The sequence below is a fragment of the Flavobacterium caeni genome (assembly GCF_900101895.1).
Classification (GTDB): Bacteria; Bacteroidota; Bacteroidia; order Flavobacteriales; family Flavobacteriaceae; genus Flavobacterium; species Flavobacterium caeni.
The window spans coordinates 53,637-67,510 of sequence record NZ_FMVF01000015.1; the positions used below are offsets into that span (position 1 = coordinate 53,637).

The following is a 13,874-nucleotide window of genomic DNA, read 5'->3' on the forward strand; positions in this document are numbered from 1 at the left end:
TGCCGTGCAACGCATACCGGCGCATTTGGTGGGGCGCAACCTGTTGTTCGTGTGTTGCAAACATCCGTTCATGTAGAAGCTTGTCGTCCAACCATATTATTCGCTATTTTTGGCCTATGAGCAAACGTGTGTGGTACCATATCGCCTTTTGGGTAGTGTACATACTTTACAAGAGTTACCTGAATTTTGATGCCGGATCGATGGGTAGCGATATCACATCGGCGTTTGCGTCGTTCCTTCAGGTGGTGTTGGTGCAGTTGGTTTTTGCGGGCGTCAAGATTCCGTTGGTGTATGCACTCTTTTGCGCCACCGACCGGTATCTGCAAAAACGTGCCTCGGTCACCCAAACAATTATGTTGGTTGCATCGCTGTTCGCCGTAGCGATATTTTGTATGGTACTCGTGAACCACTTTGTCGTTTTCGGGATGATCTACCAAATGCCTACCGAAGATTTACCGACGAGCCTTACCGCCGTCAAAAGCCTCAGTTATTGGTTTTTTATCCTTGCATTTGTAGGCGGGGTTGCCATTTCGATCAAACTCGTGCGGTTGGGCATTGCGCAAAAAATCGAGGAGCAGGAATTGGTCAAAAAGAAACTCGAAATGGAATTGCAGTTTTTGAAGGCGCAATCCAATCCACATTTTTTGTTCAATACGCTCAACAACATTTATGGCCTGGCGCGAAAGAACTCCGACAAAACGGCCGAAGTAGTGCTCAGGCTCTCGAGCATGTTGCGGTACATGCTGTATGAAACCGCGCACGAATCGATCGCCATCGAACACGAGATCAAAATCATCGAAGACTATATCGAACTCGAGAAACTGCGTTATTCCAATCGGCTCGACGTGGTGTTTCATCATTCGGTCGACAACAAACAGGAGAAGCTGGCGCCCTTGATACTGTTGCCTTTTGTAGAAAATGCGTTCAAGCACGGTGTGGGCGAATCGCGGTTCCGGAGCGAAATCAACATCAACCTTACGCTCAAGGACCAACGGCTCACATTTGTAGTCGCAAACTCGAAAGAAACGACCGATAGCGAAGACAGCGAACCCAAGATTGGGCTGGCCAACATCAAACGTCAACTCGAACTGATTTATCCGGGCCACGAACTGGCCATCGACCAGACCTCCGACACATTCAAAGTAGCACTTAACATCGACCTCGCATGGAAAAATACAACTGTCTTATCGTTGAAGACGAACCGCTGGCCGCCGAAATTCTGAAAGATTACGTAGACATGGTGCCGTTCCTGGATCTGGTAGCGGTTTGTCATGACGCAATCTATGCGATCGATGTGTTGCACCAGGAGAAAATCGACCTGATGTTTCTGGATCTCAACCTGCCCAAACTTAAAGGGTTCGACTTTCTCAAAACGCTTAAAAACCCACCGCAGGTGATCATCACGACGGCTTACCATGAGTATGCGCTCAAGGGCTATGAATTCAATGTTGTCGATTATTTGATGAAACCCATTGCGCTCGATCGTTTTCTGGTGGCGGTCAACAAACTCAAACAACCTACAGCGCCCTCCCCAACGCCAATGACATCACACGAAAAGGAACGTGCGTTTATGTTTTTTAATGTCGGCAAGAAAAAGGTCAAGGTTTATTTCGACGAAATCCTTTACATCGAAAGCGTCAAGGAATACATCAACGTGGTGACTATAAACAATTCGGTGTCAGCTAAATTTCAGATGGGCCAAATCGAGGAACTGCTCCCCAAAGACCGCTTCCTCCGAATCCACCGCTCGTTTATCGCGGCCAAGGACAAAATCGATGCGTTTTCGGCCACCGACGTTGAGATCAACCGCAAGCTACTCCCTATCGGCCGAAGCTACAAAGAACTGGTGCTGTCTATCATCGAAAAATAAAAAACCTCCCGAAAAGGAGGTTTCTATGGTGAATCGATGTTTCGGTCAGCGTTTTAGGAATTGGAAATTGGCGGTGCCCTTGTTTGAAACTACCTTGATGAAGTAACTTCCTGTTTTGAGTCTTGAAACGTCGATGGCTTGCGTACCGTCTGCGTTCGGGACCGCGATCACGAGCTGCCCCAACGCATTGTATACCGCGACCGACGAAACGTCCATGGCGTTCTTGGCTTGAATGTGCAATAGATCGTCCGCCGGATTCGGATACACCGCAAAATGGTCCGAGAATGTAAAATCCTGCGCCTGCAACAACGCAATGGTGGTTACGGCAGGTTCGGTCACGATCGGATAATTGAAATCGAAATAAATGCTGGCCGTATTGCTGAACGTATCGCCCAACACCAGCGTCGGCTTGGTCTTGATCTTGAACACCACGTAGCCATCGTTGGCTTCTGGCCAAAACGGCAACTGGATGTTCTCGAAAACAAACTCAACCCTGTTGCCGTCGATGCGGGTATAAAAATCATGGCTGCCATGTAGCGGAACAAGCGAAGCGACATCAAACTTGGCCGGATCGATCATGTCCTTGACCACGATATTTTGCGCAAATCCCGTCCCCGTATTCTCAAAGCGAATCTGGTAATGGACGTAGTCGCCCACTGCCGACGGCGCAATGGTAGGTCCTTCAAGACAAATCTTATCGTTCGGGTCGAACGAATTGACCACGGTTTGTACCAACACCGCACTGTTGTTTTCGGGCGTTTCATCGGTTTGCGATGTGGCGATTGATGCCGAGAAATCGAGTACATCGCCTCCGTTGAGCGGCGGATTCTCCATTGGCGTGTTCAGGTTGAACACCGCTCCTATTTCGAGTCTTTGGAACGGTTCGAGGTTGGTGAAATTCCAAGTCAACGAATTACTGGTTTGCGAAGCCACTGCCGGATTGGCGGTCAAAAAATCCATCACGTTGCCCTCGAACTGCAACGTAACGCTACCCGATTGGATTTGGTTGCCGTTGTTTTTGACGATAAGGCTGTAGGCCGAATCAAATCCGGGAATAGCAGAAAGGAATGGCAACAACACGAGTTCAAGATCAGGATGCGACCCGTTGGCCGTGATACAGAAGTTTTGCGTAAGCGGGCTCGGCATGGTTGGGAAGTTGGCTACAAAACTGGCCGGGTTCACATTAAAATAAGATGGGTACTCGAGTATGGGCGTAACCGTATGCGCTCCCGCGCTGACCGGCAACGAATAGTCACCCGACTGGTTCGATATGAACGTGCCCGAGCCCGCAGTCGAGGAAATGTTGAACTTGAGGTTGGGCGCAATGTTGTTAGACATACCGCAATCGGCCAAAACATTGGCCTGTCTGTTGTTGCCTGAAATCGTGTAAAAAACACCACCCGGATTGAACGTACAATACGAATTGACATGGCACCCGATCGGATTGTAGGCGTTCACGTTGTCTTGTACGCTGTTGAGTTCGGCCTCGTCGGCGCAAATGTACTCGAGTTGCGGACATCCGCTGAACCACATCGATTCGGTGCGTCCGTTTTTCATGAAAATGTACTTGAGGTTCGGGCTGTTGATCGCAAAAACGTGATCGAGCGCGATGAGTCCCGATACGTCGAGCGTAGTCACCTGTGTGTTGTTCATCGTCAAACTGGTGAGTGTCGGGAAATCGTTGAGAAAACCCAGATCGGTAAACGGGTTGTTGTTGAACACAAAATAACGCAAGGCACCCAGGCCCGAAAAATTCACCGAGGACAATTGGTTCGATTGGATGTCCAATTCATACAAATTCGGCAAATTGGTAAGGCTGATGCTGGTAAGCAATCCCTCGCCAAAAAAAAGCCGTTCTACGGTAGGCATGTTCGAAACCGACAGGCTCGTCAACTGCGTCCCCCACATGTTGCAATCGATGAGCGTGGGCCAATTCGACAAATCGAGCGACGCAATCGGGTTGCCGCCCGCGGTCAGGTATTGAATGTTGGGCGCCCCGATGTTGTCGATGCTCGTCAGGTTGTTGTCGTTGACATTGAGTAAAATCAAGTTGTTGAGTGCATGGAGGTCGACCGCGCCAATGTTGTTGTAATGCGCATACAGTTGTTCGAGCGCCGTAAAATGCTCGATGCCCGCAATGCTCGAAATAGATGCATCGCCTACATTGAGGTATTTGAGGTTTTGCACTTCGGCCACTTCGATTTGCCCGTCGTTGTTGGTGTCGATCTTGACATTGGTCCCGATGGGATTCTGGGCGACGGTATTCCAGGTTTGGGCCGTCAGTAATTTGGCCTTGAAATTAGGGTCCGGAAAGTTGATGACCTGCGCCGAAGCACCAGCCGCACCCAAGGCGAAAAGCAACGTGTACAGTTTTTTCATGTTTGCAGTTTGATGGGTAAATGTATGAAAATATACTAACGCTCAAACATTTGCCCGCAATCGATCCGTCTTTTGCCGAAGAACGCTTGGGATTCATTGTTGGTTTGTTGATATTTGTAGTAAACGACCGCCCATGAAACTGCTCTGGAAATACATGCGCCCGTATTCGAAATGGGTTGCGCTGTCGCTTATACTGGCGGGATTGGCGCAAATCCTTGCGTTGTACGACCCGATTATTTTTGGGAAAATCATCGACATTTACACCCAAAACGATTCATCAGCCACGACACAGCAACAATTCGACCAGACCTATCGGTTGCTTTTGATAGCCATCGCGATTGCCATCGCCTCAAGGCTGCTGATGTCGTTCAAGGACTACTATCTCAGGATGGTCGTACAAAAATTCGGGCTCGAGATCTTTAACGATGGGCTCCGGCAAACGCTCAGGCTGCCCTACCAGGAATTCGAAACGCAAAGCAGCGGTGAAATTTTATCGATATTGCAAAAAGTGCGCGCCGACAACGAAAAATTCATCTCGTCGTTCATCAACATTTTGTTTTCGTCGCTCGTGGGTGTCGGATTTTTGTTGTGGTATGCAGCCACCAAACACTGGGCATTGATCCCGATTTTCATTGTGGGCGTGGTCGTCCTTGGCGGATTGACGAGCATCCTGAGCCGATCGATCAAAGACTTGCAACGCTCGCTGATTCGGCAAAACCGGCAAATGAGCGGTACCATCACCGAGAGCCTGCGCAACATCGAACTCGTTAAAAGCCTCGGACTCACCTACCCCGAAATCCGGCGGCTGCGCACGCACACGCAGGAAATCTACGACCTCGAAATGGCCAAGGTCAAAAAGGTCCGGACGCTGTCGTTTTTTCAAGGCGGGATCCTGATACTGCTCAAACAATCGATTTTATTCATGTTACTTTGGCTGATCTTTCACCGCATCCTCACGCCGGGCGAGCTGATTTCGATGCAATTCATCTCGACGGGCATCATCGGGCCGTTACAGGATTTGGGCGGCATCATCCTGTCGTTCCGCGAAGCCGAAACATCGCTGCAATTGTTCGAGGAATTGATGCAAAAAGAAACCGAATTCCGCCCCGAAGAACCCGTAGAGGTTGGCGAAATCGAAAAACTCGAATTCAACAACGTATCGTTTACGCACAAAAATGCGTCCTTCAAGGCCATCGACTCGATTTCGTTCAAGGCTTCGCTGGGCGATACGATTGCGTTTGTAGGCCCGTCGGGTTCGGGCAAGTCGACGCTCGTCAAATTGCTTGTGGGGCTCTATCGTCCCGGCGAGGGCGATATTTTGTACGACGGCATCTCGATACGCGACTTGCGCTACAACCGCATCCGACGCCAATTGGGATTCGTGACGCAGGACACGCAATTGTTTTCGGGTACCATACGCGAAAACCTGACGTTTGTCAAACCCGACGCCACCGACGAAGAACTGCACGACGCGCTGCAAAAGGCATCGGCCACGACGCTATTGACGGGTTCCGACAAAGGCCTCGACGCCATCTTGGGCGAAAACGGACGCAAACTTTCGGGCGGCGAAAAACAACGGCTTTCGATTGCGCGCGCGTTGATCCGCAAACCCAGATTGCTGATTTTTGACGAGGCGACCTCGGCGCTCGATTCGATCACCGAACGACAAATCACCGAAACCGTACGCGAAATCTCGGCCGACAAACAGCAAATCACGATCGCCATCGCGCACCGGCTTTCGACCATCATGCACTCGGACACGATTTATGTGCTCGAACGTGGCAAGGTGGTCGAACACGGCTCGCACGATGAACTGTTGGACGCCAAGGGGTTGTACTTTGCGATGTGGCGTCAGCAAATCGGGGAGCGCAATGTACTTTCGTCGGAAGCCGAAGTGTGACAATAATTCCCTGATCGTTTTATCGTTTCAGGAACTGGGCGACAGTGTTGCCTTTAGAAGATTGGATCTTGACAAAATAAGTTCCCGTTTTCAACATCGACACGTCGATTGCCTTGACCTGACGCGCGTTCGGAACAGCCAGCACCAGTTCACCCAACACATTGTAAACGCCCAGCGATGACAGCTCAAGATCTTGTGTTGCCGTAATTTGAAGCACGTCGGTGGCAGGATTCGGGTACAACGCAAAATAACTTTCGAACGCGAAGTCCTGGTTTTGCAGCAACGCAATCGCAGTCACCGCAGGCTCGGTCACAATCGGATGGTTGTAATCGAAATAAATGCTCGCGGTGTTGCTGAACGTATCGCCCAAAACGAGGGTTGGCTTGGTTTTGATCTTGAACACGACATAACCGTCGTTGTTGGCGTCGTCGAACGGCAGGTGGATGTTTTCGAAGATGAATTCGACTTTATCGCCTTTGATGCGGGTGTAAAAATCGTGGCTGCCGTCGAGCGGAACCAGCGAGGCGATATCGAATTTGGCCAAATCGATCATGTCCTTGACGACAATGTTGACCGCCTCGGCCGTACCCGTATTCTCGAAGCGGATCATGTAATGCACGTATTGGCCCGCCATTTCAGGACCTACCGTGGTGCCTTCTAGACAGGTTTTGTCGTTGGGATCGAAGGAGTTGACGGCTTTCTGTTTGAGGCTACCAAAGTTGTCGGCATCATAGACATCGCCCACAATCGGAAAAATAACCGTATCAAAACCAAGGTCGTCGCCAGAATTCACTGCAGGATCCTCTACCGGCGAATTCAGGTTGAAGGTAACCAGGATCTGGCGCGTCTCGAATGGCAAAAGGTCGTTGTAATCGAAATACAGCTCATTGGGCTGCGTGACCGATACGGGCTGCGAAGCGGTCACGAAATCCATCAGGGCATCCATAAAAGTGAGTTTGACCTGCCCGGAAAGCACGACGTTTCCTTGGTTACGGTACAGTATCTTATAATGGGCATCGAATCCGGGCCGCGCAATTCCGATGGGAATGATCACCGAAGCCAAATCAGCGTGTGTCCCGATGGAGGTCACGCAAAAATCCTGTACCGGATCGGGGGCCTGAAAAACCGGCAACGAGACCGAGACCGATGTCGGTGAAACGGCAAAATACTCTGGATGTTCGAGCACCGGCGTAAGGGTATGCATCCCTGCTTGTAGCGCAATAGAATAGTCGCCGCTGTCATTTGCGATGAAAGTACCGGACTGGCTGCCGCTACTGACCGAAATCCGCAAATGCGGAAACACGCCATCTTCCTGGCCGCATCCGTCCGCGGCAGCGTCGAACCGTGTCGTACCCTGAACGTTCGTATAGGCGCCGCCGGGAACGAACGAACAATAGCTGTTCAGATTACAGTTGGTGTAGCCGTAGTCGTCAAGCTTGGTACGAAAACCTTCGAGGTTGAAATCATCCACACAAACATACGAAAGCGTCGGGCAATCCTGTAAATTGAGATTGGCCAGCATCTGGTAGCTGTAGGTGTAGCCGGATTTCATGTTGAGCGACACCAACGGATTGTTGTATGCATGCAAACTGCCGGTACCCTGACCGCCACTCAAGTCGAGATCGGTAAGTAGGTTATTTTGACAGCGAAGTACCGCCAGGTGTGTCGTAGGACTTACATCTAGGGTGGTCAGTAAATTGTCGTTGCAAAACAGACGCGTCAACAGTGGAGTCTGGGACAGGTCCAGCTGTGTAATCTGGTTGTTGTCGCAACCCAAATGCGAAAGCTGGGTGTTGGCGCTAAGGTCCAGATTGGGCAGTTGGTTACTTCCGAAATAAAACTGCGAAAGTGTGGTGATTCCTTGTATATTAAGATCGGTGAGATTGTTGCGCTCACATCTGAAATTGACCAGGTTGGTTAGCGCCGATACGTCGAGAGAAGTCAGCTGGTTGTCCGCACAATTCAAATCGGTGATATTGGTAAAATACTCGATGCCAGAAAGGCTCGTTAAATTGAGTGGATCGTTGGGGTTTGTCAAGTTGCCTTGGACGGTTAACTTGTAAACGAGTAGAGCCTCCTGCGCGTCGATTTCGCCATCGCCGTTGGTATCCACGACAATGTCGTTGCCCATTTGGTCTGCGGCGACCAAGTAGTAATTGGGATTGGTATTGGTCGTAGAAGACAACAGTTGATTCTTGAAATTAACATCAGCAAAGCTGATAATCTGTGCTTGGGCAATGGCCGTGAGCAGCAGCATAAACAACAAAAAGTAAGGTTTACGCATAAACTTTTTTTCGGTTTGTTAGTTCGCAATAAATGTAACAAAAAAAGCCTCCCGTTTCCGAGAGGCTTGCAAATATTTCAGAAAGAGCGAATTACTTCTTCTCTTTCTTCTCCATTTTCGCTTTCAAATCGGCAAGGATGTCATTGTTGTCGCCCAAGGTAGCAGCTGGTGCATTGTTGGTCGATGACATGTTGTCGTTCGAGTTGTTTCTCACGTTCTTCTCCTCTTCTTCGCGGAAGATGGCCGTGTGAGAAGCCACTACTCTCTTGAACTCCTTGTTGAATTCGATTACTTTGAACTCGGCAGTTTCGCCTTTTTTCAACTTCTTACCGTCTTCTTTTTCCAAGTGACGTGAAGGGATGAAAGCCACGATGTCGTCGCCAAATTCAACCGTAGCACCTTTGTCTACGATCTCGGCTACCTCACCGGTGTGAACCGTACCTACAGCAAAGCTGTCTTCGTACTTGTCCCAAGGGTTTGGCGTGGTTTGTTTGTGGCCCAAAGACAATTTGCGTCCGTCAACATCCAGTTCCAAGACCACAACGTCGAGCTTCTCGCCCACGTTCACGAACTCAGACGGGTGCTTGACTTTCTTGGTCCAAGACAAGTCAGAGATGTAGATCAAGCCGTCGATGCCTTCTTCCAATTCTACGAACACACCAAAGTTGGTGAAGTTGCGCACGATACCACTGTGCTTAGAGCCTACAGGGTATTTGGTCGTGATGTCGGTCCAAGGATCTTGCGTCAATTGTTTGATACCCAAAGACATTTTGCGGTCTTCGCGGTCCAAAGTCAAGATTTGCGCCTCTACAGTATCGCCTACTTTTACGAAATCCTGCGCAGAACGCAAGTGCGTAGACCATGACATTTCAGAAACGTGGATCAAACCTTCTACACCTTCGGCTACTTCGATGAACGCACCGTAGTCGGCAATAACCACTACTTTACCTTTCACTTTGTCGCCTACTGCCAGGTTTGCATCGAGTGCATCCCAAGGGTGTGCGTTAAGCTGCTTCAAGCCCAATTGGATACGTGTTTTCTCGTCGTCGAAATCGAGGATAACCACGTTGAGTTTTTGGTCCAATTCCAAGACTTCGCTCGGGTGGTTGATGCGTGACCAAGAAAGGTCTGTAATGTGGATCAATCCGTCTACGCCGCCCAAGTCGATGAATACACCGTAAGAAGTGATGTTCTTGACAACACCTTCCAAAACTTGGCCTTTTTGCAATTGACCGATGATCTCTTTCTTTTGAACTTCGATATCCGCTTCGATAAGCGCTTTGTGCGATACGACAACGTTCTTGAATTCGTGGTTGATTTTCACGACTTTGAATTCCATCATTTTGTTGACGTAAACATCGTAATCGCGGATTGGCTTGACGTCGATTTGCGAACCTGGCAAGAACGCCTCGATTCCGAATACGTCTACAATCATACCGCCTTTGGTACGACACTTCACGAAACCGTTTACGATTTCGCCCGTTTCGTTGGCAGCGATCACGCGGTCCCAAGATTTGATGGTACGTGCTTTACGGTGTGACAAAACGAGCTGACCGGTTTTGTCCTCACGGACGTCGATCAAAACCTCTACTTTGTCGCCCACTTTCAAGTTAGGGTTGTAACGGAATTCGTTCAATGAAATAACGCCTTCCGATTTTGCGTTGATGTCAACAATGGCGTCACGGTCTGTGATACGCACTACAGTTCCTTCAACAACTTCCTCTTGGTCAGTGGCAATGAAGGTTTTTGAAACCAATTCCTCGAATTCTTTGAGGTGTTTCTCATCTACCGCGTCGATACCTTCTTGGTAGTTGCTCCAGTTAAAGTTGGTCAAAAACTCTTCTTGTGTTTTCAATAATTCAGACATGCTGATAAAAAAATTTGTATTCTGTTCTTTTCTAATTTCTTACGCGGATCAAAAAACAGAAGCTGTTAGTTTTAAAATGTTGAATCCCTTTGGAAATGCTTCTCCGCCAAAAGGTGCGCAAAAGTAATTCTTTTATTTGAATTGGCCAAACATTCGACCGATTAATAATCAGCCGATTGGGTAGGGTTTTTCGCTCGAAGGCTGTTATCCGAAAACATTCCTTACATTTAGGAACCCAAAACCACACCGCGTTGAACAACACAACACATACAAACGCCCGTAGTACGCCGGCATGGTGTTGTTTGGCCGTGGTTTTCCTTTTGCTGTTTTCTATCGACGTTTGCGCGCAACTGCCCAACTTTACGCTATCGATCACCGCCACCGATGAAACCTGCCCGGGCAACGGATCGATCTCGTTTTCTGTTTCGGGTACCGATCCCGCGGCAACCGTCACCTATCAGGTATTCCAGCTTCCCAACACCACGACACCCATCGCATTCCCGACCGGCAACACCATCAATGGGCTTGTCGCCGGCGATTACCAGATCGTGGCCACACAAACCCTGGGTGCGCTTTCGAATTCGCAAACCTGGACCGAAACGATTACCGACGAAACCATTCCGCTGCTGTATACGATTGGCGGGACGAATGTATCGTGCGGCAACAACGGCACGATGACGATCGAAGCTTTTTCGGGTACGCCCGTTTCGTACGAAATCATTGCGGGTCCGATGATCCGTCCGTTGCAAACCAGTCCCGTATTTACCGGGCTTGCCGCGGGTGCCTACCAGGTTCGTGTGTTTGACGACTGCGGACAGGGCTGGGTCATCACGCACACGTTGTTCGAATCGACGGGCAATTTCCTTTCCTGGGCCGAAACCGACGATGCGGTGCTTGTCGACTGCAACCAGATGACCATCACCAACACGCTATCGCCCGCCATAGACGAAACCCTTTCCTACCCGATCACGATCACCTACACGATTTTTCCGCCCGGCGGCGGGTCGCCCATCGTACAAACGACCACGCTCACCAGCGGCAGCGTGTCGGAACAGGAATTCGTGACGGTCATCCCTTATTACAGCGACCTGGTTTACAACTATACCGTCGATGTGGTCGATGGATGCGGCAACGCCTATGTTTTCGAGAACATCCTGATCAACAAACGTTTGCTTGTCGAGATGCGGTCGCCGCCGGCTGAATGTGGCGAATACATGCTCACGTTTGCGCTCCAGCACTACATGCCGCCGTTTACGATCACGTTCTTGCAGTCGCCGCCCGGCTTTGATCCCGTGGCCTACAACCCGGGCCATCCCGGGCCGTTTTATGACGAGTTGATCAATTACGGCAACAGCAACAACGGCGTGCCTTACGGATTGTATGAAGCGACGATCACCGATTCGTGCGGCCATTCGGTGACGGTCCAGGCCGATTTGCAATACCGTGACCCGGAACCACAACCAACGCCCGAGCCGCACGAAGGATGCGATTCGAACATCAGCGACATCATGATCAAGGTGAGCGGATACATCCTCAATTCGGCGGTGATTATGAGCGGGCCGTCGGCATACAGTACATCTTACCCTATAGATGTCGGGCATTTGATCGATCCGTCTGCCGGACATTTGGAAATCCCGAACATGAACGCGGGTACCTACCTCATCGTCATGACCGACACCTGCGGCAACACCTACAATTATGAACTCATCGTTGTGGATCCGGGCAGCGCGATGAGTTGGCATCGGTTACCCGGTTGCGAGCCCGGCCACGGAACCATGCAAATCAGGGCGGGTTCGGGTATCTCGTTGCACACGGTACGGATGATTGCCGCCCCGTCCGCTTATACGGTACCCCTTCCGCACGACGTATCTTACAACATCAGCCCGTTGTTTCCGGGGATTTTTTCAATGGCGTCGTTACCCGACGGCGACTATACTTTCGAAATTGTGGACAGTTGTGGTTACACCCGGCAGATGACCGTTCCGGTATTGGGCTACGAACCGGTTACAGATGATACTTATACGGTAATCCCGCATTGCGGTTCGTTTGACCTTGACGTACATTTCTTGGCTTCAGGGCCTAACTCGGTCACCATTGCGTCACTATGGCTACAGCGTTACGATCCGCTAACCAATACCTGGGGCAACCCGCAAACGGGCGTTCCTTATAATCCCGGCGACACCCCCAACGACATGAATTCGTACCGGCTTTTTCAGCTCAATGCCATCAACTACAACATCGCTTATTTGGGCGATTTTAGGATACTCCATCGGTTTCAGGTCTACGAAAATGGAAGCGTAGATCTTTACAAACTATGTGTCGAAGAAATTTTTTCGTTTACGGTGTCAAACGAAATCGACATCACCAACATCCAAAAAAGTACATGCGACGGGATCAATTCGAACGTGACGATCACCGCCCATGGCGTCCCGCCGCTCACCTACCAGATTACCTCTAAGGACAGCCAGCCTTTTTTTGTCAACAATGGCGCAAGCAATACTTTTTTCAACCTGCAACCCGCTGTATACAATTTCCAGGTAGTCGATGCATGCGGCAACATCACCAACGAGTTGACCGATGTGGCGTTGTTGCCTTCGCTTGTTTTCATAAACCAGCCCGACGACCTGGTGCTGTGCGACGACGACAATAACAGCCAGGCCACGTTTGATCTGGCTTCTCAAACCGATGTTGTGTTGGGCAGCGCCTCGGCCGCCGATTTTACCGTGACCTACCATTTGTCGGCGCAGGAAGCCGCCACAAACAGCAATCCGTTGCCCGCATCGTACACCACGGGATCGCGCCAAATATTTGTCAGGATGCAGTACAACACGGTGGCCACGTGCTACGACACGACTTCGTTTGATGTGATCGTCAACGACTATCCCGAACTCGACATGGCGCTGAGCTATGGATTGTGTCTGGGCGAATCGACCACCATTACCGCCGACGCGGGATTCGATTCCTATTTGTGGTCTACGGGCGAAACGACGCCTTCGATTGTGGTTGACGAGGCCGGCACCTACACGCTCGACATCACCCAAACCACAAACGGCGTGACGTGTTCGGCGCAATACACCGTGACCGTAGTCGGGTCGCAACCACCTGCGATCAAGACCATCGAGACCACCGATTGGACCAACGACCAGAACACCATTTCGGTTGTGCTTGGCGGGCCGACTGGCGATTATTCGTATTCGCTCGACGGCATCAACTACCAAAGCGGATCGGTTTTTTATGGATTGGCGCCGGGCCTGTACACGGTATATGTGAAGGACAACAACGGTTGCGGGATCACGACGCAAGAAGTGCATCTGCTGGCGTATCCGAAATTCTTTACGCCCAACAACGACGGCTACAACGACTTTTGGCAGGTCTATTTTGCCGCGACCGAACCGCACCTGAAAGTGTACATCTTTGACCGTTACGGCAAACTGCTGACCGGATTCGGGTCGGATAGCCGCGGATGGGACGGCAGGTATAACGGCCAAGAAATGCCATCGACCGACTACTGGTTCTTGGTGGTACGCGAAAACGGGAAAGAGCACCGCGGGCATTTCGCCATGAAACGGTGATC

At 50.4% G+C, this 13,874-nt stretch carries 7 protein-coding genes; 4 read left to right on the top strand and 3 right to left on the bottom strand.

All coding sequences use genetic code 11. The features are described from left to right. The first annotated feature begins 116 nt into the window (after positions 1–116). Together BLP55_RS13580 and BLP55_RS13585 are read left to right on the top strand one after the other, a co-directional pair. The gene (locus tag BLP55_RS13580) at positions 117–1,223 is read left to right on the top strand and encodes a sensor histidine kinase (RefSeq protein WP_170826876.1); all 1,107 of its coding nucleotides are present in this window, start codon (positions 117–119) and stop codon (positions 1,221–1,223) included. Then, the gene (locus tag BLP55_RS13585) at positions 1,166–1,870 is read left to right on the top strand and encodes a LytR/AlgR family response regulator transcription factor (protein ID WP_091145465.1); all 705 of its coding nucleotides are present in this window, start codon (positions 1,166–1,168) and stop codon (positions 1,868–1,870) included. The genes BLP55_RS13580 and BLP55_RS13585 overlap by 58 nt, the downstream gene beginning before the upstream one ends. 45 nt (positions 1,871–1,915) lie before the next feature. On the opposite strand, the gene BLP55_RS13590 is transcribed toward BLP55_RS13585, so the two are convergent. Next, a complete protein-coding gene (locus BLP55_RS13590; protein WP_091145468.1) occupies positions 1,916–4,249 on the bottom strand; it encodes a DUF7619 domain-containing protein in 2,334 nt (777 codons plus the stop codon). 133 nt (positions 4,250–4,382) lie between these two features. Here BLP55_RS13590 and BLP55_RS13595 point away from each other — a divergent pair, with 133 nt between their 5' ends. Beyond that, positions 4,383–6,149: an ABC transporter ATP-binding protein gene (locus BLP55_RS13595; RefSeq protein ID WP_091145471.1), complete on the top strand. Its 1,767-nt coding sequence runs from the start codon at positions 4,383–4,385 to the stop codon at positions 6,147–6,149. Between the two features lie 19 nt (positions 6,150–6,168). Here BLP55_RS13595 and BLP55_RS13600 read toward each other — a convergent pair whose 3' ends face one another. Together BLP55_RS13600 and rpsA are read right to left on the bottom strand one after the other, a co-directional pair. Then, positions 6,169–8,433, bottom strand: coding sequence for a T9SS type A sorting domain-containing protein (locus BLP55_RS13600; protein WP_091145474.1), 2,265 nt, complete (start codon positions 8,431–8,433; stop codon positions 6,169–6,171). A gap of 91 nt (positions 8,434–8,524) precedes the next feature. After that, a complete protein-coding gene (rpsA, locus tag BLP55_RS13605; protein WP_091145477.1) occupies positions 8,525–10,300 on the bottom strand; it encodes a 30S ribosomal protein S1 in 1,776 nt (591 codons plus the stop codon). A gap of 251 nt (positions 10,301–10,551) precedes the next feature. On the opposite strand from rpsA, the gene BLP55_RS13610 reads away from it, so the two are divergent. After that, positions 10,552–13,872 (top strand): T9SS type B sorting domain-containing protein, encoded by a 3,321-nt coding sequence (locus tag BLP55_RS13610; RefSeq protein ID WP_139149676.1) that lies wholly within the window; start codon positions 10,552–10,554, stop codon positions 13,870–13,872. The last annotated feature ends 2 nt before the right edge of the window (positions 13,873–13,874 follow it).